Origin of the sequence: Falsiroseomonas stagni DSM 19981, assembly GCF_900114315.1 — a bacterium.
GTDB lineage: Bacteria > Pseudomonadota > Alphaproteobacteria > Acetobacterales > Acetobacteraceae > Falsiroseomonas > Falsiroseomonas stagni.
Window position 1 is genome coordinate 1 of sequence record NZ_FOSQ01000023.1, and the last position, 23,393, is coordinate 23,393.

General features: G+C 69.6%; 25 protein-coding genes, 2 pseudogenes and 1 riboswitch. Of the genes and pseudogenes, 3 read left to right on the plus strand and 24 right to left on the minus strand.

Annotated elements, in window-relative coordinates; translation table 11 throughout:
* Positions 1–56: 56 nt before the first annotated feature.
* Positions 57–1,022 (plus strand): IS481 family transposase, encoded by a 966-nt coding sequence (locus BM041_RS28410; protein WP_092963304.1) that lies wholly within the window; start codon positions 57–59, stop codon positions 1,020–1,022.
* A 426-nt stretch (positions 1,023–1,448) separates the two neighbouring features.
* Here the strand turns inward: BM041_RS28410 and BM041_RS28420 are convergent, their stop codons facing one another.
* From BM041_RS28420 to BM041_RS28435, 5 genes and pseudogenes are all read right to left on the minus strand, one after another.
* Positions 1,449–2,711 (minus strand): D-amino acid dehydrogenase, encoded by a 1,263-nt coding sequence (locus BM041_RS28420; protein WP_092963341.1) that lies wholly within the window; start codon positions 2,709–2,711, stop codon positions 1,449–1,451.
* Positions 2,712–2,848: 137 nt separating this feature from the next.
* A riboswitch (glycine riboswitch) is annotated at positions 2,849–2,949 on the minus strand.
* Between the two features lie 49 nt (positions 2,950–2,998).
* Positions 2,999–3,226: a pantoate--beta-alanine ligase gene (locus tag BM041_RS32050; RefSeq protein ID WP_342713826.1), complete on the minus strand. Its 228-nt coding sequence runs from the start codon at positions 3,224–3,226 to the stop codon at positions 2,999–3,001.
* A 104-nt stretch (positions 3,227–3,330) separates the two neighbouring features.
* Positions 3,331–3,774: pseudogene (locus BM041_RS32055) on the minus strand (pantoate--beta-alanine ligase); the annotation flags it as partial.
* Complete coding sequence (locus BM041_RS28430) at positions 3,689–4,660, minus strand: Bug family tripartite tricarboxylate transporter substrate binding protein (protein ID WP_092963305.1); 972 nt, start codon at positions 4,658–4,660, stop codon at positions 3,689–3,691. The gene BM041_RS28430 and the pseudogene BM041_RS32055, both read right to left, overlap by 86 nt.
* The gene (locus BM041_RS28435; protein ID WP_175534231.1) at positions 4,660–5,349 is read right to left on the minus strand and encodes a M20/M25/M40 family metallo-hydrolase; all 690 of its coding nucleotides are present in this window, start codon (positions 5,347–5,349) and stop codon (positions 4,660–4,662) included. The genes BM041_RS28430 and BM041_RS28435 overlap by 1 nt, the downstream gene beginning before the upstream one ends.
* Here BM041_RS28435 and BM041_RS30860 point away from each other — a divergent pair.
* Positions 5,348–5,653, plus strand: coding sequence for a hypothetical protein (locus BM041_RS30860; RefSeq protein WP_175534230.1), 306 nt, complete (start codon positions 5,348–5,350; stop codon positions 5,651–5,653). The genes BM041_RS28435 and BM041_RS30860 overlap by 2 nt on opposite strands.
* A gap of 419 nt (positions 5,654–6,072) precedes the next feature.
* Here BM041_RS30860 and BM041_RS28445 read toward each other — a convergent pair.
* The 15 genes and pseudogenes from BM041_RS28445 to BM041_RS28515 form a co-directional block, all read right to left on the minus strand.
* Positions 6,073–7,023, minus strand: a pseudogene (locus BM041_RS28445) (3-keto-5-aminohexanoate cleavage protein).
* Positions 6,914–7,756 (minus strand): 3-oxoadipate enol-lactonase, encoded by an 843-nt coding sequence (pcaD, locus tag BM041_RS28450; RefSeq protein WP_092963307.1) that lies wholly within the window; start codon positions 7,754–7,756, stop codon positions 6,914–6,916. The pseudogene BM041_RS28445 and the gene pcaD overlap by 110 nt, the downstream one beginning before the upstream one ends.
* Positions 7,757–7,781: 25 nt before the next feature.
* Positions 7,782–8,492, minus strand: coding sequence for an ABC transporter ATP-binding protein (locus BM041_RS28455; protein ID WP_092963308.1), 711 nt, complete (start codon positions 8,490–8,492; stop codon positions 7,782–7,784).
* The gene (locus BM041_RS28460; protein ID WP_092963309.1) at positions 8,489–9,238 is read right to left on the minus strand and encodes an ABC transporter ATP-binding protein; all 750 of its coding nucleotides are present in this window, start codon (positions 9,236–9,238) and stop codon (positions 8,489–8,491) included. The genes BM041_RS28455 and BM041_RS28460 overlap by 4 nt, the downstream gene beginning before the upstream one ends.
* On the minus strand, positions 9,235–10,239 hold the full coding sequence (locus tag BM041_RS28465; RefSeq protein ID WP_092963310.1) for a branched-chain amino acid ABC transporter permease: 1,005 nt from the start codon (positions 10,237–10,239) through the stop codon (positions 9,235–9,237). The genes BM041_RS28460 and BM041_RS28465 overlap by 4 nt, the downstream gene beginning before the upstream one ends.
* A 4-nt stretch (positions 10,240–10,243) precedes the next feature.
* Complete coding sequence (locus BM041_RS28470; protein ID WP_092963311.1) at positions 10,244–11,104, minus strand: branched-chain amino acid ABC transporter permease; 861 nt, start codon at positions 11,102–11,104, stop codon at positions 10,244–10,246.
* A gap of 28 nt (positions 11,105–11,132) precedes the next feature.
* A complete protein-coding gene (locus BM041_RS28475; RefSeq protein ID WP_092963312.1) occupies positions 11,133–12,335 on the minus strand; it encodes an ABC transporter substrate-binding protein in 1,203 nt (400 codons plus the stop codon).
* Positions 12,336–12,375: 40 nt separating this feature from the next.
* Positions 12,376–12,657, minus strand: a complete 282-nt coding sequence (gene catC / locus BM041_RS28480) for a muconolactone Delta-isomerase (protein WP_092963313.1) — start codon at positions 12,655–12,657, stop codon at positions 12,376–12,378.
* A gap of 11 nt (positions 12,658–12,668) precedes the next feature.
* The gene (locus BM041_RS28485) at positions 12,669–13,826 is read right to left on the minus strand and encodes a muconate/chloromuconate family cycloisomerase (protein WP_092963314.1); all 1,158 of its coding nucleotides are present in this window, start codon (positions 13,824–13,826) and stop codon (positions 12,669–12,671) included.
* Positions 13,827–13,943: 117 nt separating this feature from the next.
* Positions 13,944–14,873, minus strand: a complete 930-nt coding sequence (gene catA / locus BM041_RS28490; protein WP_092963315.1) for a catechol 1,2-dioxygenase — start codon at positions 14,871–14,873, stop codon at positions 13,944–13,946.
* Between the two features lie 37 nt (positions 14,874–14,910).
* Positions 14,911–15,714 carry a 1,6-dihydroxycyclohexa-2,4-diene-1-carboxylate dehydrogenase gene (locus BM041_RS28495; RefSeq protein WP_092963316.1) on the minus strand — a complete coding sequence of 268 codons (804 nt, stop codon included), beginning with the start codon at positions 15,712–15,714 and terminating at the stop codon, positions 14,911–14,913.
* A 7-nt stretch (positions 15,715–15,721) separates the two neighbouring features.
* Positions 15,722–16,762, minus strand: a complete 1,041-nt coding sequence (benC, locus tag BM041_RS28500) for a benzoate 1,2-dioxygenase electron transfer component BenC (RefSeq protein ID WP_092963342.1) — start codon at positions 16,760–16,762, stop codon at positions 15,722–15,724.
* Between the two features lie 15 nt (positions 16,763–16,777).
* Positions 16,778–17,299, minus strand: coding sequence for a benzoate 1,2-dioxygenase small subunit (gene benB, locus BM041_RS28505; RefSeq protein WP_092963317.1), 522 nt, complete (start codon positions 17,297–17,299; stop codon positions 16,778–16,780).
* An 11-nt stretch (positions 17,300–17,310) separates the two neighbouring features.
* On the minus strand, positions 17,311–18,663 hold the full coding sequence (gene benA / locus BM041_RS28510) for a benzoate 1,2-dioxygenase large subunit (RefSeq protein WP_092963318.1): 1,353 nt from the start codon (positions 18,661–18,663) through the stop codon (positions 17,311–17,313).
* Between the two features lie 10 nt (positions 18,664–18,673).
* The gene (locus BM041_RS28515) at positions 18,674–18,919 is read right to left on the minus strand and encodes a (2Fe-2S)-binding protein (protein ID WP_245762305.1); all 246 of its coding nucleotides are present in this window, start codon (positions 18,917–18,919) and stop codon (positions 18,674–18,676) included.
* 164 nt (positions 18,920–19,083) lie between these two features.
* Between BM041_RS28515 and BM041_RS28520 the strand changes: the two genes are divergently transcribed.
* Positions 19,084–19,992 (plus strand): LysR family transcriptional regulator, encoded by a 909-nt coding sequence (locus tag BM041_RS28520; protein ID WP_092963320.1) that lies wholly within the window; start codon positions 19,084–19,086, stop codon positions 19,990–19,992.
* 218 nt (positions 19,993–20,210) lie between these two features.
* Here BM041_RS28520 and BM041_RS28525 read toward each other — a convergent pair whose 3' ends face one another.
* The 4 genes from BM041_RS28525 to BM041_RS28540 form a co-directional block, all read right to left on the minus strand.
* Complete coding sequence (locus tag BM041_RS28525) at positions 20,211–20,825, minus strand: OmpA family protein (RefSeq protein ID WP_092963321.1); 615 nt, start codon at positions 20,823–20,825, stop codon at positions 20,211–20,213.
* Positions 20,822–22,501: a DUF4384 domain-containing protein gene (locus tag BM041_RS28530; RefSeq protein ID WP_092963322.1), complete on the minus strand. Its 1,680-nt coding sequence runs from the start codon at positions 22,499–22,501 to the stop codon at positions 20,822–20,824. The genes BM041_RS28525 and BM041_RS28530 overlap by 4 nt, the downstream gene beginning before the upstream one ends.
* 93 nt (positions 22,502–22,594) lie before the next feature.
* Positions 22,595–22,942 (minus strand): hypothetical protein, encoded by a 348-nt coding sequence (locus BM041_RS28535; protein WP_092963323.1) that lies wholly within the window; start codon positions 22,940–22,942, stop codon positions 22,595–22,597.
* A gap of 83 nt (positions 22,943–23,025) precedes the next feature.
* The gene (locus BM041_RS28540; protein ID WP_092963324.1) at positions 23,026–23,349 is read right to left on the minus strand and encodes a hypothetical protein; all 324 of its coding nucleotides are present in this window, start codon (positions 23,347–23,349) and stop codon (positions 23,026–23,028) included.
* Between the last annotated feature and the right edge of the window lie 44 nt (positions 23,350–23,393).

The following is a 23,393-nucleotide window of genomic DNA, read 5'->3' on the forward strand; positions in this document are numbered from 1 at the left end:
TGTTCAGTCCCCGGGAGTAGTGGTGCATCTTTGACCCGCGAGGGGGAGGATGCGCTGTGGCAGCAGGTCTTCATGGCTTAGCCAGAACGACGCCGCGTGTTCGAGCCGAGTTCCAAGCGTCGCAAGCGAGCACCCGCGCCCTGGCCTCGCGCTACGGGCTGAACCCGAAGACCGTCGCCAAGTGGCGGAGCCGGACGGGTACGGCCGATGCCGCCATGGGCCCGCGCCAGCCGCGCAGTTCCGTCCTGACCGAAGCGGAGGAGGCGATCGTCGTCGAGTGCCGCCGGCGTACCCTGCTGCCGCTCGATGACATCCTGGGCTGCCTCCGCGAAACCATCCCAACGCTGTCCCGCAGCGCGCTACATCGCTGCCTGGTGCGGCACGGCATCTCTCGCCTGCCGCATAACGAGGAGAAGACCTCGAAGCGCCAGCGCTTCGCCGAGACTGCGATCGGCTACGTCCATATCGACGTCTGTGAGCTACGCCTCGCCGAGGGAAAGCTCTTCATGTTCTTGGCCATCGACCGAGTGTCCAAACTCACCCACGTCGCCTTCCTGAACGCCAACACCACGATGAACGGTGCCGCCTTCCTGCGCGAGGTCGTCGAGACCTTCCCCTATCGGATCCACACCGTGCTGACCGATAACGGCATGGCCTTCGCCGATCTGCCGAAGTACCGCGACGGGGCAACCGCGCGCTGGGTGGGCCATATCTTCGAGCGCGTCTGCGACGAGAACAGCATCGAGCACCGCCTGACCAACCCCTACCACCCCTGGACGAATGGCCAGGCGGAGCGGATGAACCGTACGGTCAAGGACGCCACGATCAAGGCCTTCCACGATCCCAGCCTCGACGCGCTCAAGGCCCACGTCCTTGCCTTCGTCCAAGCCTACAACTTCGCCACGCACCTCAAGGCGCTGAAGTGGCGAACCCCATTCCAAGCCATCTGCGACGCCTGGACCAAGGACCCGTCCATCTTCAAAATCAAACCGCACCACCTCATCCCGGGACCAAACACTTAGTACGCGCATCGTGCAGCCTGGACCTGCAGGGCATCACTCTGACGGCCTGGGTCAGTGCGGCTGGGACGGCCTCCGACCGGTTCCAGAGCGGGACGGCGGCGGCGATCGATCTGGGGAGCGCGACGCTGCGGGTTGCCGCCGGCGCGACGGCGAACATCGACGTGACGGTCCCCGCCGCGCGGCGGGGCGACTTCGCGGACGCCTCGCTCGACACCAGCAGCATCGCCCTCGTGCTCGACTGCCATGTCTGGTCGAACAAAAGCGTGCGCGTCACTGTGCGGAGTGTCAGCGCATGCACGGTGGATGTAGCGGCGGCACCTCTGTCATCGCAGATGGTGAAGCGGCGTATTCCGTAAGAAGTTGCACGCGCCGGAAAGGGCCCGGCGCCAAGGATCGCCGGGCCACGCTGTCCTTCCAGCCTGCCGTTCAGGCGTTCGCGCGGGTGCTCATCAGCGCGGCCACAGTCTCCGCCGTCGCGGCCGAAAGAGTCCAGCCGAGATGACCGTGCCCGGTGTTGTAGAACACCCGCGGGTTCCGGCCGCGTGCCACGCGCGGCATCATGTCCGGCATCATCGGGCGCAGGCCCGCCCAGGGCACGGCGTGGCGCGTGCTCATGCCCGGGAAGTGCGCGCGGCACCAGGCGACGAGCGGGGCGATGCGCTGGGCGCGGATGTCGCGGTTGTAGCCGTTGAACTCCGCCGTCCCCGCCACGCGGAACCGCCGCGCGCCGAGACGGCTGGTCACGATCTTGGACTTGTCATCGCGCAGGCTGACCCACGGCGCGGCCGCCTGGTCCGCCGGATCGTCGAGCTGCACCGTGATGGAGTAGCCCTTCACCGGATAAACGTTGATCCGATCGCCGAGTGTCTCGCCGAGCTGGCGCGACATGACGCCGCCGCAGACCACCACATTGTCGAAGCGTAGCGTCTCGCGCGGGTGCGGGGCGCCGTCCGTCTTCGGCTCCGTCGAGCGGCAGTCGAGCGTGACGCCGTCGGCGCCCGCATCGGTGGCGAGCACCTCCGTCGAGAAGCGCATCGCGACGCCGTGGCGCGCGCAGGCCAGCGCAAGACCGTTGGTGAACTTGTGGATGTCGCCGGTGAAATCCGACGGCGTATAGAAGCCGCCGTAGACATCTCCCCGCAGTGCCGGCTCGATGGAGCGGATCTCGGCGGGCGTCACCGCGCGTCGCTCCAGCCCGCCCTTCGCCAGCAACTCGGTGACGCGCGCGGCCGCGTCGAAGTCGCGCTTCGTCTCGTAGAAATGGAGGATGCCGCGGTCCTCGGCATCGAAGTCGATGCCCTCCTCCTCGGCCATGCGGCGGAGATGCGCGCGTGCCTCGAGGGCGAGGCGGGCGGTCGTGACCGTGTTCTCCTCGTAGCGCGGGATGGAGGCGACGAACTCCGCCAGCCAGGACAGCTTGTGCCAGGACGGCCGGGGGTTCACGAGCAGCGGGGCGCCGGGGGAGAGCATCCACTTCATCCCCTTCAGCACGGTGGCCCAGCTGTTCCAGACCTCGGCGTTGGACGCCGAGAGCTGGCCGCCATTGGCGAAGGAGGTCTCCATCGCGGCGTAGGGGTGGCGGTCGAAGACGGTGACCACGTGGCCGCGGCGCGCGAGGTTGTAGGCCGTGGTAATGCCGGTGATGCCGGCACCGATCACGGCGATGGTCCCGGATTCTGAACAGGACATGCGCATTCTCCGCCCGCGCGCATCGCGCGGGTTCGAATGCCCCCTCTGTCATTGGCCTGAGAGCATCGCCGCCGTCCCATCGCGGGCCAGGAGCTTACACCGTCGGCGGGAGCTGCTGCTCCACTTTTCAGAGTTCAAGAACGGTCGCGGTACGTGGGCCTGAGAGTTTCCGGGGCGGTTGCTCCTTCGGCGTCAACGTCGGCCTCGCGACCGACGCGGACTCTCCCGCGAGTGCTCAATGCCGAACAACGGAGCCGCGCGTCAAGCCGAATGCGCGGCACCGCGCGTCAGCTCACCGCGACGTTGTCGAGCAGGCGCACCCCGCCGAGCCGCGCGGCGGCGATGGTGGCGGCCGCACGGGTGAGCGCAGCGTGCAGCAGCGGTGCACGCGCACGCTCATCGGGGGCGAGGAATCGGCTGCGCGAGGACAGCGCCAACCCGGCCGCCTCCCGCACCGTCGGCACGGGCAGGATGCGGATCGGGATGTCGAGGTCGCGCGCCGCGCGGCGCACCACCTGCAACTGCTGCCAGTCCTTCTCGCCGAAGGCCGCGACTCGGCGCCGGTCTGCAGGAACAGCTTCGTGCAGACGGTGGCGACGCCGTGGAAATGGCCGGGCCCGGCCGCGCCCTCGAAGCCCTCGGAGACACCCAAAACCTCCACGGATGTCGCGCCGCCCGTGGGGTACATCGTATCCACCGTCGGCAGCAAGGCGAGGTCGCAGCCGGCCTCGCGCAGCTTCGCGAGGTCGCCCACCTCGTCGCGCGGCTAGCGCGACAGATCCTCGTTCGGCCCGAACTGCGTCGGGTTCACGAAGATCGAGGCGACCACCACATCTGCCACCGCCCGCGCCGCCGCGACCAGCGCCAGGTGGCCCTCGTGCAGCGCGCCCATGGTGGGCACCAGGGCGAGCCGGGCGCGCCATCCGCCGAGGGCGGCCCGCAGGCCCGGGATTTCGCGATGGATCAGCATGGGCGCGTCATTCCGGCTGGATGCCGGCCCGCCGGATGAAGACGCCCCAGCGCGCCGTCTCATCGGCCAGCAGCCGCGCGAGCGTTCCGGCATCGCCCGTCATCGGCTCCGCGCCGATCCGCGCCAGACGCTCGGCGACGGCCGGATCGGCCAGCAGCCGCGACAGCAGCGCCGAAAGCGGCGGCCGCGCCGCCGCCGGCAGGGCACGCGGCGCGAGCATGGCGAACCACGGGTCCACCGCGAAGCCCGGCACCCCGGCTTCCGCCATCGTCGGCAGGTCCGGGAAGGCCACGATCCGCTGCGCCGTGGTCACGACGAGCGGCACGAGGCGGCCGGAGGCGATGTGAGGACCGGCGGAGGTGACGCTGTCGAACATCATGTCCACGCGGCCCGCCACGAGGTCCGTCACCGCCGGCGCCGAGCCGCGATAGGACACATGCTCGATCGAGATCCCGGCGAGATCCGCGAACAACGCGCCGGCCAAGTGGATCGAGGTGCCGCTGCCGGCCGAGGCGTAGGTCAGCGCACCGGGCCGGCGACGCGCTTCCGCGACCAACTCCGCCACGCTGCGCCACGGCCGCACGGCGGGCGCGACGAGGCTGTTCGGCACCACCGCGACCGGCCCAACCGGCACGAAATCGGCCTCGGCATAGGGCAGGCGCGGATAGAGCGCGGGGTTCACCGCATGCGCGATCGAGACCATCAGCAACGTGTGCCCGTCGGTCGCCTGCGCCGCGGCGCCGGTGCCGGTTGTGCCCCCCGTGCCGGGCCGGTTCTCCACGACCACCGGCTGACGCAGCGCCTCCGCCATCGGGCCAGCCAGGATGCGCGCCATGGCGTCGATCGCCCCGCCCGGCGGGAAAGGCACGACGAGGCGCAGTGGGCGGTCTGGCCAGGGGCGCAATTGCGCGAGGGCGGGCAGCGCCAGGGGGACCAACGGAAGGCCGGCGGCGCAGGCCAGCAAGGATCGGCGGTGCATCACGCCACTCCGCTGCCGGTTGCGTCGGCGACCAGGTGCAGCATCGCTCGCAGCCCGACAAGCAGCCCGGCCTCGTCCACGGTGAAGCGCGGGGAGTGGTTCGGCGCGGCGCGCGCAGGGTCCTGGCCTGGCGGCGTCACGCCGACCCAGAAGAAAACGCCGGGCGCCTGCTGCGCGAGGAAGGCGAAATCCTCGCTCGCGGTATGCCGCGGGTTGATCCGCAGCCCATCGCGCCCGGTGACCCTCGCGAGGCTCGGCGCCATGCGATCGGCCAGCGCCGGATCGTTCACCAGCGCTGCATAGCCGCCCGGCTCCCATACCACCTCCGCCGCGCCGTCCATGCCCTGCGCAACGCTTTCCGCAAGCGTGGTGACGCGGCGCCGCATGAAGGCGCGGCGGCCTTCGTCATAGGTCCGCAGCGTGCCGCTCATCTCGACGCGGTCGGGCACGATGTTGTGCCGCGCGCCGCCATGGATCGTGCCGATGGTCAGCACCGAGGGATCGTTCACGTCCACCTGCCGGCTCTGGATGGTCTGCAGCGCCGTCACGATCTGCCCGGCGATGACCACCGGGTCCACCCCGTCCCAGGGCATGGCACCATGCGCCTGCCGACCGCGCACGACGATGCGGAAGGTGTCGGAACTGGCATGCGCCGGGCCGGGGCGATAGGCGATCTGGCCGGTCGTCATGCTCGTCAGCACATGCAGGCCGAACATCCATGTCGGGCTTCGGGGCATCGAAGGCGCCCTCGGCCAGCATGCGGCGCGCGCCGCCGATCTCGCCGCCGGGCAGGCCCTCCTCGGCGGGCTGGAACAGCAGCACGGCGGTGCCGCGGAGATCAGCGCGATGCTGCGCCAGGACCTCCGCCGCAGCCATCAGGATGGCGACGTGGCAGTCATGGCCGCAGGCATGCATCACCGGCACCTCAGCGCCGTCCCAAGTGGCGCGGCGGCGCGAGGCGAAGGGCAGGCCCTCCGGTTCCTGCACCGGTAGCGCATCCATGTCGGCGCGGAGCGCGACGGTAGGCCCCTCCCCGGCACCGCCCCGCAGCACAGCGACGACGCCAGTCGCCCCCACCCCCTCGCGCACCTCGAAGCCGAGGCGGCGGAGATGCGCAGCGACCAAGGCGGCGGTGCGGTGCTCCTGGTTGCCGAGTTCCGGGTTCGCGTGGATGTTGCGCCGCCAGCCGATCATCCGGCTCTCGATCGCCGAGGCCGCTGCGTCCAGCCGGCGGTGCAGGCCGGAGGCCGCGCCGGGCGTGACCTGCGCCGCGGCAAAGCGGGGAGCGAGCGCGCCGGCGGCGCAGCAGGCGCAAGCGGCCAGGAAGCCGCGCCGCGTGGTGGCTGGCGTGACCGCCTCCGCCAGCAACGATGTGCGGGACGCAGCGCCAAGGAGGGAGCGGAGCCGGCGCATCACGCGGCCCTCCGCATGGGTACGGGCGGCAGGCCAAGGATGCGCCGCGCGGTGGCTGCATCGGCCACCGGACGGCCGGCCTCGGCGGCGAGTTCCGCCGTGCGGCGCACCAGCGCGGCGTTGGACGGCGCCAGCGTGTGCCGGTCCATCCGGATGTTGTCCTCGAGCCCGGTGCGGACATGGCCACCGCGGGCCAGCGCCCAGCGGGCGACGGTGAACTGGTCGCGCCCGATTCCGGCCGCCGTCCAGGTCGCGCCCGGGATCAGCTTGCGCATCAGGGACAGCTCAAAGTCCAGGATGTCCTCGCGCGGCGGCAGAGCGTGCTTCACGCCGAAGACGAACTGAACATGCGGTGGCGGCAGGATCAGTCCCTCGACTACAAGGTCCGCGGTGTTGGTGAGCATCGCCAGGTCGAACACCTCGATCTCCGGCTTGATGCCGAGGTCGCGCATGGTGGTGGCCAGCGTGCGCACGAAATCCGGCGGATTCTCGTAGACGATGGTGGGGAAGTTCACGCTCCCGGTGGCCAGGCTCGCCATGCCGGGGCGCAGGTGCAGCATCGCGCCACGCGCTTCCAATGCGCGGCCGCGGCCACCGGTCGAGAACTGAACGATGATGTCGGGGCAGTGGCGGCGGATGCCGTCCTAGAAGGCGGCGAACTTCCCCGGGTCGCTGCTCGTCGTCTCGTCGTCGTTGCGGACATGCACGTGAACCAGGGTCGCACCGGCCTCGTAGGCGGCGTGGGTGCTCTCGATCTGCTCGGCCACCGTGACCGGAAGCGCCGGGTTGTCCTTCTTGCGCGGCACCGATCCGGTGATCGCGACAGCGATGATGACGGGGTCAGTCATGGTTGTCTCCGGACGCCGACATGGCGTGACTAGCGTCGGCAGTGCGAGCGCCGCATTCCGCATCGACCGATAGGAAACCAAGGATGGCTTCGGCGACGGCATTAGGACGCTCCAGCGTCGGGATGTGCGCCGCCCCCATAATCATCTTCAGCTCGGCGCCGGGGATCGCGTCGCGCAGCACCTCTGCACTGGTGCGCGGGGTGGCCTCGTCGTGCTCACCGACCAGCACCAAGGCCGGCATGCGCAGGCCACGCGTCGTCTCGGTCAGGTCAGCGGCGGCGATCGCCTCCGCGGCGCCGGCATAGCCCTCGGGCGCCGTGCGGAGCAGCATGGACAGCAGACCGCGAGCTTCCGGCGTCCGCGCGAAGCCGGGCGTCACCCAACGGGCCAGCACCGCGTCGGCGATCGCCGCCATGCCGTGGCCGCGCACCGTGGCGGCACGGCCGCGCCAGAGCTCCGGCGGGGGGATCGCCATGGCGGTGTCGCAGAGCACCAGCGACGCCACGCGGTCCGGCGCCTGCGCCGCCAGCACCTGCGCGACCATCCCGCCGATCGACAGGCCTGCGACATGGACGTGCGGGAGGTCAAGAGTATCGAGCAGCGCCAGCACGTCGCGCGCCATGCCGTCGATCGAGTAGGGGCCGGGTGGGACATCCGTCAGGCCATGGCCGCGCAGGTCCGGGCGGGCGACCCGGAAGCTGCGGGCGAGGATGTTCGCCTGCGGATCCCAGACGCGGAGGTCGGTGCCGAGCGAGTGCAGCAGCACCAGCGGCGGCGCGTCCGCCGGCCCGTCCAGCCGGACATGCATGGTCAGATCACGCAGATCGAGAAACATCGTCATCCTCCCAGCGCATGTCCGCTCACACACCCAGGCATCGGTGCATGAGTTCCTCATCAGCCCGTAGCGCCGCCGGCGCGCCGTCGAAGACGACGCCGCCCTTCACCAGCACGATGCTACGGTCCACGAGCGAGAGGATCGCCGCGACAGTCTTGTCCACCACCACCGTGGCGATGCCCGTCTCGCGGATCGCGGCGATGACGCGCCAGATGTCGTCGCGGATGAGCGGTGCGAGCCCCTCCGTTGCCTCGTCCAGGATGAGCAGGCGCGGGTTGGTCATCAGCGCGCGACCGATCGAGAGCATCTGCTGCTCGCCGCCCGAGAGCTGGTCGCCGCGGTTGCCGAGCCTTTCCTTCAGGCGCGGGAAGGTGTCCAGCACGCGCTCCTCGGTCCAGAGCCGCTGCCCATCCACGCCTGGCCGCGCGGCCAGGCGCAGGTTCTCGGGCACGGTGAGGCTCGCGAAGATCCCGCGGCCCTCCGGCACGACGGCGATGCCGCGGCGGACCCGGCGGAACGGCGCCTCGCGCGAGACATCCTCGCCGTCCATCAGGACCTGTCCGCCGCGCAGCGGCACCAGCCCCAGGATGGTTCGCAGCATCGTCGTCTTGCCCATGCCGTTGCGACCCATCAGGCCGACCGCCTGGCCAGGCGCCACGGCGAAGTCCACGCCGTGCAGCACCATCCCCGTGCCGTAGCCGGCCTGCACGCCCTTGGCCTCGATGATCGGCGTCATGCTGCATGCCCCAGATATGCGTCGCGGACGGCGGCGGAACCGCGGATGGCGGCCGGTGCGCCCTGTTCCAGGACCTGGCCGTCCACCATCACGGTGACGCGGTCCGCCACCGCGAAGACCACGTCCATATCGTGTTCGATCAGCATTACGGCATGGTCCGCCGCGAGCTCCTTCAGCAGGCCCGCGAGCCGCTCGCTCTCCTCCGGCCCCATGCCGGCCAGCGGCTCGTCGAGCAGCAGCACGGTCGGGCCGGCCGCGAGCGCCATCGCGATTTCGAGCTGGCGCAGCTGGCCGTGGCTCAAAGTGCCCGCGGTGCGGCCGGTGAGCGCGCCGAGGCCGACGCGCGTGAGCGCGGCCTCTGCCGCCTCGGTGGGCGCATGCTCTCCGGTCACGACCTGCAGGTAGCGCCGCAGCGGCGTGATGCGCGCCTGCGCGGCGAGGCGGACGTTCTCGCGCACCGTCATCGGCTTCAGCACGTTGGTCTGCTGGAAGGACCGTCCGACGCCGGCGCGCGCAAAGCGCCAGGACGGCCAGTCGCCGACCTCCGCCCCGTGCAGCAGCAGCCGGCCCGCGCTCGGGCGCAACTCGCCGGAGAGAAGGTTGGTGAGCGTGCTCTTGCCGGCGCCGTTCGGGCCGATCACGGCATGCAGCTCGCCGACATGCAGCGCGAGGTTCACGTCATTGACGGCGACAAGGCCGCCGAAGCGCCGGGTGAGGCCGATGGCCTCCATCGCGGGGGTGTTCATGGCGAGACCTCCTCCGCGCGGGTGGCTGGTTCGGCCTGCGGCATGGCACGCCGCAGCGAGGGCACCCTGATCCCGGCAAGGCCGTGGCGCAGGCCCAACACGACGGCTAGGATCACCAAGCCCTCGACCAGCCGCTGCCGCTCCGTGATGAGCTGCGCGATCTCACCCAGGCCGACCCAGGCGAAGGCGCCGAGGATCGGCCCGTGCAGCGCGCCGAGCCCGCCGAGCAGGATCATCAGCAGCGCCTCCGCGCTGCGATGCCAAGCGAGCAGCTCCGGGCTGACGAAAGCCTGCGTCATGCCCCACATGTGCCCCGCGACCCCGGCCAGCGCGCCGGCAAGGGTGAAGGCACCGAGTTGCAGCCAATAGGTATGGAAGCCCATGGAGCGCATGCGGTGCTCATTGGCGCGGATGCCGAGCAGCGCGCGCCCGAACATCGTCCGCAGCAGGCCAGCGAGCCCGAGATACATCGCCACCAGCACGCCGAGGTTGACAAACAGCATCACCGCCGGCCGGTCCTGGCGCGAGACAACCCATTCCAGGCCGAAGAGCGAGAAGGTGGGTCGCGTGACGAAGACGCCGTCCGCGCCGCCGCCGAGCGGCGTGTCGTGGAACACAAAGAACAGCATCTGCCCGAAGGCGAGCGTGGTCATGAGGAAGAAGAAGTTGCGCGTGCGCAGCGCCAGCGCGCCGACGGCCAAGGCCGCCAGCCCCGACATCAGCACCGCCGCGGGCAGCGTGATCAGCACGGAGATGCTCGGGCCATGCGCGCCCATCAGGTGGATGGCGTAGGCGCCGACGCCGAAGAAGGCGGCGTGGCCCAGGCTGACCAGCCCGGTGACGCCAACCAGCAGCTGCAGGCTGAGCGCGAACATCGCGAACACGACCGCCGTGGAGACAAGCTCCAGGTGGTAGGGAGAGGCAAAGAGGGGAAGCGAGGCCACAGCGAGGGCGGCGCAGCCCAGCACGATGGATCCGGTGCGGCCGGCGACGGTGAGCATGACGTCAGCTCCTTGCAAACAGGCCGGTCGGCCGCCAGAGCAGCACGACGGCCATCAGGACATAGACGGCAAGCCCGGACGCGAAGGGCAGGTAGGCCTTTGAGAGGGTGTCCACGATGCCGATCAGCAGCGCGCCCCAGAAGGCGCCGGCGATCGAGCCAACCCCGCCCACCACCACCACGACGAAGCAGATGATGAGGAAGCCGTGGCCCATGTTCGGGTAGACCGAGTGCAGCGGCGCCGCGAGCGCACCCGCCAGCATCGCGAGCGCGGTGCCAACGGCGAAGACGACCATGTGGATCCGCCGCGCATCGAGGCCGAGCAGGTCCACCATCTCGGGCTTCTCCGCCGCCGCGCGGATCGCGGAGCCGATGCGCGTGCGCTCGATCGCCAGGAACATCGCGCCGGCAATGGCGAGGCACGCCCCCAGGACCGCGAGCCGGTAGGCGGAGTAGGAGAAGTCCCCCACCATCGGCACCGCGACGTCGAGCGCCGCGGGCACCGGCACCGAGTGGAAGTCGTTCCCGAGCAGGACCGAGCGGCCTTCCTCGAACAGCAGGATCAGCGCGAAGGTCAGCAGCACCTGATCGAGATGCTCGCGGTGATAGAAGCGCCGGAACAGCCCGCGCTCGAGCACTGCGCCGAGGGCAAGGCCGCCGACCACCGCCGCGGGCAGAGCGAGCCAGAGCGAGCCGGTCCCGCCGGAAACCACGAAGGCGATGTAGGCGCCGATCATGAAGAGGCTGCCATGGGCGAGGTTGATCACGCCCATGACGCCGAAGATCAGGGTAAGGCCGCTGCTGATCAGGAACAGCAGCAGCCCGTATTGCAGCCCGTTGAGGAGCTGCGCGGCCACGCCCGACATTGGTTTTTCCTCCCTCTCGCGCCGCTTCTCAGGCCGTCGGCATGCGGCAGCCGGTGCCGGGATCGGCCAGCTGCGCTGCCGCGACGCCGACCACCACGTTTTGGCCGCCGCGCGCCTCGCGCAGGTAGATGTCCTGCACCGGGTTGTGCTGCGGCGAGAGGGTGAAGGTGCCGCGCGGGCTGTCGATGCGCGCGCTCCGCATAGCGGCGACCAGCGCGCGCTCCGCGGCAATGTCGCCTCGCGTCGCCTCGAGCCCCGCCGCGAGCAGCTGGCCCGCATCGTAGCCCTGCACCGCGTAAACGTCGGCCTCACGCCCGGTGCGCTCCCGGAACGCGCGGCGGAAGCCGATGTTGCGCTCGGTCTGGATACCGTCGCCGTAGTGGAGCGCCGTGCGCACGCCCTCGGCGGCCGCGCCCTGGGCGGTGAGCGTCCCCTCGGTGAGGAAGCCTGAGCCGACGAGCGGGATGCGGTCCTTGAGGCCGGCCGAGGCGTAGTCGCGCACGAACTGCACCGCGCCGCCGCCGGCGAAGAAGGCACCCACAGCCTCCACGTTCAGGCCGCTGATCTGGGCGAGGACCGGTTGGAAGTTGTTCTCCGGGAAGGGCAGCGTCAGCTCCCGTACAAGTTCCGCCCCGCCGGAGCGCAGGCCCTCGCGGAAGCCCTCGGTCGCCTCCTTGCCCGCCGCATAGTCCCAGGTGACCCAGGCCGCGCGGCGCACGCCACGGTCGGCCAGCGACTTGCCGATGGCGAAGGCCGGCTGCCAGTTGGTGAAGGAGGTGCGGAAGATGGTCGGCGCGCAGAGCTCGCGCGTCGCCGCGGCGTTGCCGGCGTTCGGGATGATCAGCGGAACGCCGCGCTCGCGGGAGGCCTGCACCATTGCCATCACCACGCCCGAGTGCACAGTGCCGACCATAGCGCCGACGCGCTCGCGGCCCACCAGGCGGTTGACGTTCTGCACCGACTTCGCCGGGTCGGATTCGTCGTCGAGCCGAACGATCTGGATCGCGCGGCCGCCAAGCCGGCCGCCCTTCTCCGCCAGATACATCTCGAAGGCGGCCGCGATGTTCTCGCCGAGCGAGGCGAAGGTGCCGGAGAAGGGCAGCATCAGCCCGATGCGGAGTGCCGCGCCCTGGGCGAGCGCCGGGCACGACAGCGCGCCGGCGGCAAGGCTGGCGGCAGCGCCGGCAAGCAGCGTGCGGCGCGAGACGTTGGATGTCGTGTTCGAGTTCATGGTCGTTTCCTCTCTCGTTGTTGCTTCTTGCGGGTGGTGGTCAGGTGGCGATCGCCGAGGGATGACGCGCCAGTGGCGTCACCGCGATGTCCATGAAGGGAAACAGCGGCAGCGTGCCGAGGATGGCGTGCAGCTCGTCGTGGTCGGCCACGTCGAAGACGCTGTAGTTCGCGTAGGCGCCGGCGATCCGCCACAGGTGGCGCCACTTGCCCTCGCGCTGCAGCGCCTCGGCGCGCGCCTTCTCGGCGACCCTCAGCTTGTCGAACTCTGCGGGGTCCATGTCGCGCGGAACATGGACGTCCATGCGGACGTGATAGAGCATCTCTGCCTCCCTCAGGCGCGCGCGTAGCGGCGCAGCTTGTCGCGATCGAGCGTCACGCCGATGCCGGGACCGGCCGGCAGGTGAACGCGGAAATCCTCGAAGCGCAGCGGTTCCTCGACCAGGTCGTCGGTCAGGATCTGCGGCCCGAAATGCTCGCAGCCCCAGGCGAGCTCGCGCAGGCCGGCGAAGGCCTGCAGATGCGCCGCAGCGCCGATGGAACTCTCGAGCAGGCAGCCGCCATAGAGGCCGATGCCGGCCGCCTCCGCGACCGCCGCCACCTTGTGCAGGTTCAGCAGCCCCGCATGCTTGACGAGCTTCAGCGATACGACATCGGCCGCCGCGGCCTGCGCCACGCCGAGCATGTCGTGCGTCGAGAAAACGCATTCGTCGGCCATCAGCGGCACCGCGGAGCGCGCCCGCACGCGCGCCATGCCGGCGACGTTCCAGGCCGGCAGAGGCTGTTCCACCAGCGTCACGCCGAGCTCGGCCAACATCGGCAGGCAGCGATTGGCCGTCGTCTCGTCCCACGCCTGGTTGGCATCCACGATGAAGCGCGCACGGCCAGCGAGTGCCGTGGTCAGGCGGCGCATCCGCGCCAGGTCCGCGTCGGGCGACAGCGCGCCGATCTTGACCTTGAAGGTATCGTGCAGACGGGCCGCAAGCTTCGCCTCGGCCTCCTCGATCTCCTGCGCGGGATCGCCGGAGGCAAGCGTCCAAAGCACCGGCAGGCTGTCGCGCACCAGACCGCCGAGCAGCTGGTGCGCGGGCACGCCGAGCGTCCTGCCGACCGCGTCGAACAGCGCCGTGTCAATCGCCGCCTTGGCGGCGTTGTTCCGCTTCGCGGCCGAATCCAGCAGCACGCCAGTCGCCTCGAAGCGATCGGCCTGGTGGCCGATCAGCGCGGGGGCCAGGTGCGCGTCGATATTGGCCTTGATGGCCTCGACGCTCTCCTCGCTCCAGCGCGGGCCGCCGAGCGTTGCTGCCTCGCCGATGCCCTCGGCGCCGTTCGCGAGCCGAACCTCGACGATGACGTAGCTCTGCGCCGTGACCGACAGCGACGAAAGCTTGTGCCGGCGCACCGTCGGCACATCGACGATGGTGCTGCGGATGGCCTGGATCGTCAGGTCGCGCCGCAGATCGGCCGGAATTGTGATCGGGCTGTCGGGCATTCGTGGCTCCACTCAGGACGCAGTCGGGGGAGACGGCGCGCGGGGCGCGCGCCGCCAGGTCTCACGCAGCGTGGAAAGGAAGGGCCCGGCCGTGACGACCGGCCGGGCCGCGCGCGGTCAGCCCGCCGGGGCGTGCGCGCGGTTCACGACGGTGGCGGGCGCCACATCGCTCTCGGCGTGCAGCACGAAGTCGAAGGTGATCTCGGCGTAGGGCGCATTCAGGCGCTTGGCCCGCACATTGTCGGCGTCGTCCACGCGGCGGACTTCCGGGATGAGGCCGTCGCGGGTGGCGAAGGCGAAGTCGTCGTGCAGGTACTCGTCGCCGTCGATGTTGATCTGCGTCGTCAGCTTCCGGTAGCCGGGCGCCAAGACGAAGAAGTGGATATGCGCCGGACGGTGGCCGTGACGGCCGAGATGGTTCAGCAGTTCCTGCGTGACGCCATCCGGCGGGCATGCATAGCCGGCGGGTAGGATGGAGCGGAAGCGGTAGCGGCCCTCGGCATCGGTCTCGATGCGGCGGCGGAGGTTGTACTTCGCCTGGCTCGGGTCGAAGAACGAGTACCCGCCGAGCGTGTTGGCGTGCCATACATCGATGATCGCGCCGGCCACCGGCTTGCCGTCCATGTCGCGCACCTGGCCATCCATGAACAGCACCTCGCCCTGCTCGGTGCCGTCATCGAGCCGCGCCTCGCCCTTCGACAGCGGCGCGCCTTCGATCCAGAGCGGGCCTTCGATGGTGCGCGGCGTGCCGCCCTCGAGGCCGGCCTTCTGCTCCGCCTGGTCGAGGCGCAGATCGAGGAAGGTCTCGAGCCCGAGGCCCGGTACCAGCAGGCCGGTCTCGTTCGCCTGGCCGAGCCGCGTCAGATACGCCATCGCGGACCAGAACTCGTCCGGCTGGACGTCGAAATCCTCGATCGTGCGGAACAGATCGGACACCACGCGGTGCACGATGCGCTTCAGGCGCACGTCGCCGGTGCCGTCGCCGAGGTTGCTGACCTTCATCAGCAGATCCTTGACTTCCTTGGTCTCCATCAGGCTGTCGGTCATCTCAGCGTCCTCCGTTGGGGGTGGGTAGTCAGGTTGATCAGCCGAGATCCCCGCCCGCGACGGGCAGGGTGACCCCGGTGATGTAGGAGGCCTCGTCAGAGGCCAGGAACAGGATCGCCGCCGCCTGTTCCTCGATCGTGCCGTAGCGATGCATGAGGCTAGAGGCCTTGGTCTGATCCACGACCTGCTGCATCCAGCGATCCTCATCCGCGCTGCGAGGCGCGGCGTTGCGCTGGACGCGCACACCGGCAGTACGCGGCACGCGGCGCGGCGGCGCGTCGGTGCCGCCGGGCGCGGTGGCGCAGACGCGGATGCCGTGCCCGGCATATTCCATTGCGAGGCTTGCGGTGATCGCGTTCACCCCGCCCTTCGCGGCGGAGTAGGGCACGCGGTTCACGCCACGCGTTGCGACCGAGGAGACGTTGACGATCACGCCGCCGCCGGCCGCCAGCATCGCCGGCAGCACCGCGCGGCAGCACCAGAGAGTGGGGAAGAGCGAGCGGCGGATCTCCGCCTCGATCTGCGCTTCCTCGTATTCGGCGAAGGGCTTCGCCCAGATCGTGCCGCCGACATTGTTGACCAGGATGTCGATCCGCCCGAAGGCGGCCCGTGCGCGCGTCACGGCTTCGGTCGCGCCGGCGAAGCCTTCGAGGTCAGCGGTGATGGCGACGGCATCGCCGCCTGCATCGCGCCGCACGTCCTCGACCAGTTCGGATCGGTCCACCATCGCGACGCTGGCCCCTTCGCGCGCCAGGCGCAGCGCGACCTCCCGGCCGATGCCCTGGGCGGCGCCGGTGACGAGTGCAGTCTTGCCGGCGAAGCGGCCCGTGAAGGTCCTCATCGCGGCCTCACGCCGCCTGCCGGTGGGTCTCGCCGGTGGCGGTGACCGCGCCACTCGGCGAGAACTTCTCGTAGTAGAAATTGGCCGGTGTCACGCCCTGCGCGGCAAGCCAGGCACGGACCGCGTCCACCATCGGTGGCGGGCCGCAGAGATAGACATCCACCTCGCCGCCATGCAGGTGGACAGGCTGCACATGCGCCGTGACGTAGCCCTTGCGCGGGTGCGCGCTGTCCTCGGCCGCGACGCAGGTGGAGAAGGTGAAGGCGGGGATGCGGGCCGCGAAGGCTTCAAGCTCCGCCACGCCCACCAGGTCGGCCTCGTTGGTCACGCCGTAGACCAGGTGGACCGGCTGCACTGCGCCCGTCTCGGCAAGCTTCCCGAGCATGGACAGGAACGGCGCCAGCCCCGTGCCGCCGGCCAGGAACAGCAGCGGGCGCTTCACGTCGCGCAGGTAGAAGCTGCCGGCAGGGCCTGTGAACTCCATCGGCATGCCCGGCTCCGCGCCCTCACGCAGCCAGGTGCTCATCCGGCCGCGCGGGATGTCGCGCACCAGAAAGGAGAGTGTCGGAGCGCCCGGTGCGGAACTGAAGGAATAGGAGCGCCGCTCATCGGTGCCCGGCACGCGCAGGTTGACGTACTGTCCGGGCAGGAAGGTGAGGCCTGCCGGCGCGTCGAGCGTGAAGGCGATGCTTGTCTCCGAAAGCCGCTCCACGCCACGCAGCACCGTCGCGAAGCTCTGCCCCGCCGTCTTGCAGAGCGCCGAGGACGCCGGGATCGCCAGCACCAGGTCGCTCTCGGGGCGCATCTGGCAGGCGAGCGCGAGGCCGGACGCGGCCTCCTCCTCCGTGAGCGCATCCTCGATATAGCTGCCGCCGTCGTAGCGGCCGGATTCGACACGGCACTTGCAGGTACCGCAGGCGCCGTCGCGGCAGTCGAGCGGGATGTTGATGCCGAGCCGATAGGACGCGTCGGCGACGGTCTCGTCGGCGCGCGCTTCGATGAAGCGCGTGACGCCGTCCTCGAAGTTGATCGCGATGCTGTAGGCCATGATCATCCGCCCCGCTCAGATGTGGTAAATGTCGATGACGTGGTGGATGTAGTCGTTCTTCAGGACGACCTTCTTGGTTCGGATCAGCGGCCGCTTGCCGGTGGTATCCAGCGTGTAGAAGGACGTGCCGAAATAGGTGTCCGTCGTCTTGTAGCGGAAGCTGAAGGTCACCCAGTTGAAGCGCAGCTTCGTCAGCACGCCCGCCTGCTCCAGGATCTCGACGTTGCTGATGTTGTGGGAGGTGCGCGGCTCCGGCAGGCTCGTCGCGCTGCTGCGCTCGGTCCTGATGCGGAAGACGCGGTCCTCCAGGCCGCCCCGGTGGCCGTACCAGATCAGCGAGATCTCGGTCTTCGGGTCAGTGGTCAGCTTGTCGTCGTCGTCCCAGGACGGCATCCAGAACTCGGCGTCGGGCGCGTAGTGGGCAAGCCAGGTGTCCCAATCCTTGTCGTCGAGCGCGCGGGCTTCGCGATACAGGAACTGCGTCGCGTCCTGGACGGTGAAGGCGTTGCGGGCGGGGGCTTCGATCGCGATGGACATGGCGTTCCTCCTCAGCCTTCGGTCTTGCGAGGCTCGGCGGAAAGCGCGCGCTGCATCGCCTCCTGCCAGTACTTGTGCTGCACGACGAAGAGCCCCTCGTCCTCGGTCTTCGCGCCACTCATCAGCGGCTTCAGGCCGATCGCCTCGGCCGCCGCGTCGGGGCCGGGGAGCCAGTGCTGCGCGCCGCGCGTCATGTCGTTCCAGCGCGCCGCACGCGCGCCCATCGACATCTGACAGGCGCGGAATTCCTCGAGGTCGTCCGGCGTCGCCATGCCGGACGCGTTGAAGAAATCCTCGTATTGGCGGATGCGGTGCGTGCGGGCTTCCGGCGCCTCGCCCTTCGGCGCGATGCAGTAGATCGTGACTTCCGTCTTATCGACCGAGATCGGGCGATAGGTGCGGATCTGCGAGGAGAACTGGTCCATCAGGTAGACATTCGGATAAAGGCAGAGGTTGCGGCTGCGGCCAATCATCCAGTCCGCGCGCGCCTGGCCGAATTGCGCGGCCAGTTCCTCGCGCCGTTCCCAGTTCGGGCGGTCCTCGGGATTCGCCCAGTTCGTCCAGAGCAGCAGGTGGCCGTGCTCGAAGGAGTAGAAGCCGCCGCCGCCCTTCGCCCAGCCGCCGGCGCTCATCGCGCGCGTGGTGTCCGCCTGTGCGGCTTCCTTGCGGCGGCTGGTGGTGGCTGCGTAGTTCCAGTGCACGGCGCTGACGTGATAGCCGTCCGCGCCATTCTCGGTCTGGAGCTTCCAGTTGCCGTCATAGACATAGGTGGAGGCGCCGCGCAGCACCTCGAGCCCATCCGGCGACTGGTCCACGATCAGGTCGATGATCTTCGTCGCCTCGCCGAGGTGTTCGGCCAACGGCTTCACGTCGGGGTTGAGGCTGCCGAACAGGAAGCCGCGATAGCTTTCGAAGCGCGCGACCTTCGTCAGGTCGTGGCTGCCCTCCTTGTTGAAGCTTTCGGGGTATCCCGCGTCATTGGGATCCTTCACCTTCAGCAGCTTGCCGCTGTTGTTGAAGGTCCAGCCGTGGAAGGGGCAGGTGTAGGTCGCCTTGTTGCCGCGCTTGTGGCGGCAGAGCATCGCGCCGCGGTGGCTGCAGGCGTTGACGAAGGCGTTCAGCTCGCCCTGGCGGTTGCGCGCGATGAAGATAGGCTGCCGGCCCATCGTGGTCGTGAAGTAGTCGTTGTTGTTCGGGATCTGGCTCTCATGCGCCAGGTAGATCCAGTTGCCTTCGAAGATGTGGCGCATCTCGAGCTCGAACAACTCGGGGTCGGTGAAAATGTCGCGCGCCACCCGGAAGACGCCCTTCGTGGCATCGTCCTCAAGCGCGGTGTCCACGGTGGCCTGCACGCTGTCGAGCATGGACGGTCTCCTATCGGGTCTGGGTGGCGTGGGGGGCGGGCGCCGCGGCGGACAGACCGCGCAGAGCGCCGAGGATGGCGGCGGTGCAGCGGCCACATTGGGCGCGGCATCCGCAGCGGGCGTAGACATCGCGAGGACGGCGGGCGCCTTCGCGCACGGCGTGCTCGACCTGCGCGTCGCTGATCGCGTTGCAGAGGCAGAGATACATGCCCGCCTCCTCAGCCGGGCGGCGCGCGGTGGTGCCGCGTGCGGCCATGGCCGGTCGCGTCAGGCAGCCGCGCAGGCGCTGCCGCGGGGGCTGTGGGCTTAGGTGTGTGGGACGACGCCTTGGGCATCTGTTTCCTCCGTCCCGGCCAGATGCCCCTTTTCAGTAACGCGTTTCCAAGACTAAATGGGTCACGACCATACCTGGGAGGTATCGTGGACTCGCGGCAGCTCCGCTATTTCGTCGCCGTCGCACGTGAGCGGAACTTCACCCGCGCCGCCGAGAAGCTGCACATTGCGCAGCCGCCCCTGAGCCGGGCGATCCAGCAGCTCGAGGACGAGTTCGGCATGGCCCTGCTCGACCGTGCGAGCAGGCCCCTTGCGCTCACCGATGCGGGGCGGCTTCTGTTCGAGCAGGCCGTGCAGGTGCTCGATCGCATGGACGAGATGAAGGCCATGGTCGCACGGTTGCGCGACGCGGAACTGACGCGCCTCGGCATCGGCTTCGTCGCATCGACGCTCTACGGGTACCTGCCGGAAGTCATCCGGCGATACCGCGCCGCGCGTCCGGAGGTCGAGCTCACCCTGCTGGAGATGACGACGATCGAGCAGGTCGCCGCGCTGAAGGAGGGCCGCATCGATGTCAGCTTTGGACGCATCACCTTCAATGACGCAGCGATCGAGCGCACGGTCCTGCGCAACGAGAAGCTCTGCGTGGCCTTGCCGCTGACGCACCGCCTGTCGTCACGCACGGGACTGCTGAAGCTGGAGGAACTCGCTGGCGACGCATTGGTGGTCTACCCGAAGGCGCCGCGTCCGAGCTACGCGGACCAGGTGCTGGCGCTGTTCCGGGAACGCGATCTCAAGCCGAAGCACGTGCACGAGGTACGCGAACTGCAGACTGCGCTCGGCCTGGTCGCGGCGGACACGGGTGTCTGCATCGTTCCCGCATCCGTCGAGCGGCTACGGCGCGACAACGTCGTCTATCGGCGGCTCGACGAGCCAGGCGCGGTCTCGCCGATCATCATGAGCACGCGCAAGGGCGACCGCTCGCCGGAGATCGGCCTGATCCTTCGCATCGTGAAAGAGATGTACAAAAAGGAGGGGATCACCTTCGGCGCCTAAGCCATGGCATAGTGAACGAGATCTCTGTGATCTCCCGCTGGGGTCGCCCGCTCGTTCGGAGCCGGCGCACCGCTTCGTGTTCGAATTCCTTTGTGACCCGTCGCTGCTGCTCCATGGCGGTCCTCTCGCATCATCGGGACCTCCCCAGTTTCCCGAAGCAAGTCCACGTCTCGGATGGGCTCCAGGAGTGACGAAACGGGCAGGCCCGGGGGCACCGTTCATTGCAGGCGCCGGATCTCGATCCGGCGCTGTTGCGCCGCGTCGGGGGGGTAGTCGCCCCGCATCTCCCGCGGACCAGCGCCACGCGGGACGATCCGGCTCTGGTCGATTCCGAATTCCGCCTGAATGAAGCGTCGCGCTGCATCGGCGCGTTGCAGCGACAGCGCTTCGTTCACGGCGGCGGGTCCGGTGACGTCGGTATGGCCCGAAATCTCAAGGCGCAGCGCCGGCGCGAGCTGCAGGGCGTGACCATAGGCGCGCAGCACCGGCATCAGGCCCGACGGCAGATCGGCCGAGCCGATCGCGAAATTCGTAGCGAAGCTGATGGCGGGCTGCGGGTTGGGGCGAGGCGCCGCCGCCTGGGGCTCTCGCCCCTGCGGTGTGGCGGGCTGCGGGTGCCTGTCGGTTGTCGGCGGCGGCAGCAGCACGATGCGGCGCGGCGTCTCTGACCGGCCGGCGCGGCGAAAGCCGTCCGCCGGCATTGCCTCCGGTGCGAGGATCTCGAGGATCTCGGCGGGGGTGGGCACGCCCTCGAATTCGAAGGTCTGCGCGGCGGCGTGCCCGCCCGCGAGCCCACCTGCGAAGATGACAGCCATCATGGAAATGCGGTTCATCGGGCTGCTCCGGACGCTGAGGTGGGGGGCGGCGGCGGGGCGGGGCGACCGGAGGCCAAGGGCGCACGCCCGCCCGGCCGGTCCGCCTCGGGCGGCCTGGGGCGCGGCGCGAGGTTCCCGTCCTCAGGCTGAGGCCCGGTTCGCACCCAGCGGCCGGCCGGTGTGGCACGCGTGGTCAGCACATGCCCGACGTCCGGCCCGCCGACGGTGCGGACCGCCTGCAGGATCTCCTCGAAGCTCCGAAGCGCGACGGGCTGGAACGACCCTGTGCGGAGCGCAGTTGGCAATCGCAGCAGCAGGGGGTCGGCGCTGTTAAAGCACAGGAACCCCACTTGCCCGAAGCCAGGCCCCAAAGTGGGCATGATGGCGTATTCGGCACGCCCCCGCGGGCTTGCCGGCAGGTGTAGCGGCTCATCGACGGTGATCGGGCTGTCGCCATTCACGTCATTCGGAAAGAGCTGCACGATCGTGCCCTGGTCGTCCCGATAGTAGCAGAGCACATGGCCCGCCGGCGCGACGGAGAGTTCGAGAGCTAGTCGAGCGGTGTCGACTCCCTCCCCGGTCACCTGGACCACGTCCACCGCGATGGTCCGCCGCTGCGGTCCCTGCCGGTCCGGCCGAACCGGCGCCGGCACTTCACCCGGCCGGAGGCTGACCGTCGCAAGGCGGTGAAACGTCTCAAAGTCCAGCGTGCCGTTCGGCGAGAGGCCTACGGCATTCTGGAAGTCCACCAGGAATGCCGAGAGGCTGGCGGGCGCCGGCGGCACATCGGTGAAGCCGACATCCGCGAGGCGACGGCGCACGAAGGCGTCCCGCTCGGTCGCGGACATCTCCTGGTACCAGGCAAGGGTCTGGCGGCGGACTTCCGGGTTGTCCCGTCCGATCGAGAGGCAATGGAAATAGGGTAGCTGCGCGTATTGGCCGAGGAGCTCAACAACGGCGATCTCGAGCAGGGTGCGAACGGCTTGGTGCGGCCCCTCGCGCCGGTCCACCGAGTATCCGAGGTTGATGCCGTAGCTGCCAATCCGGAACTCGGCATTCCAGCCAAAGTTGCGATTCTGCAGAACAAGCGCATTCGAGGTCGTTGCGAGCACCGCGCGATCATTGACGCGGACGAGCCTCAGGTCCACGCCAACGGTCGAAAGGTCGCCCGTCAGGCTGACCCCGAATATGCTGTCGCGCTGAGCAAGGCCGGCCTCCGCATTGCTCGCCTGCACCCCCCGGTCTGCCTGCGAGAGCGAGCCCACGATCTGCAGCCCGCCGATCGGTGTGTCGGGCAGCCCGATCGCGACCCCCGGCACGCCCCCCTGCGACATGTAGGACGGGGTGAACTGTGCGAGGTCGAGAACCTCGATCGCGATGAACCGCTGACTGGTCATGCTGGCGCGGTTCACCGCGGAGATCAGCATGTCCCGCAGTCCTGGGTTGAGGCGACCTGTCGCATCGGGGATAAGCCCGACGCTCACCTCCGCGCGGCGGAATTGACTTCCCTGTGTGCGCTGCACACCGAGGAGCGTGTCGAGGCAACGGAGAGAGTCGCTGAAGGGCGTCGCCGGCCGCACCGGCAACTGCCCGGGCTGGGATGCGACGAGGCCCGCACCGGCGGGTACTTCGAGGCATCCCGCCAGAGCCACCGTCGCCAGCGCCACGCATGCCAGCCGGATCGCACGAGACATGGGCCGCCGCCCCCTTTGTTTCCCTATCGCATGATATCGATTAAATATCAAAACGTAAGGGGAGGCTCGCCGTGATATGGAGGGAAGCTCATCTCAGCGGCCGCAGACCAGCGTGACGTTCCCGTTGATGCGCACGTTGGTGAAGGCACGCAGGTCCCCGTAGCGGCCAGTGGCCGGCAGGATCACGGAGCCGATCCCTGTGTCACAGGCGCTCCCGGACTGGGCGCCGCCGCCCCGGGCATCGTTGGTCGTGGTACCGTAGCGGGACGGCATCGCGAGGCGCGCCGCCCTCGCCGCCGCGATTTGCGCGCGCACCTCGGCGCGTTGGCTGAGCGGCTGGCCGAAGGGGGCCGGATCCCACGGCCCCGAGTCCCAGGCCAGGGCGGGGCTCATGAGGCCGGAGACGGCAACGCCGAGGGCGGCCAGGAAAAGGTTGCGCATGGAGTTCCTCGCTCAGGCTGTCGTGTGGACGGCGGGGGGCTGCGGCGCCGCCGGCGGGAAGGCCGTCGGCGCCGCGCCGGGTCTCACCGGCGGCCGGTGACCAGGACGCCGCCGACGACATTGGTGGCGGCGGAGCGGCTGCCGAGCGCCAGCGCGATCTGGTTGCGCGCCCGACCCTCGAATGACAGCGTGTTACGGCTGCCCATCTCGAAGTCGCTCCCCACCATCATGCCGCCGGTCACGTTATGCGCATGGGCGCGATTGCCGAGCGCCAGCGCGATCTGGTTCCGGACCTCACCGCGGGCAGTGATATTGTTGTTGTCGCCCATTCGCGACTGCGCGTGGGCGGGAGCGGCACCCGCGGCAAGGGCACCAGCGATCGCCAGGGCGGACAGGATCTTGCGCATAGTCTCTCTCCTTCTTGGGTTGCACGAGGCGTTGACCTCGTGAG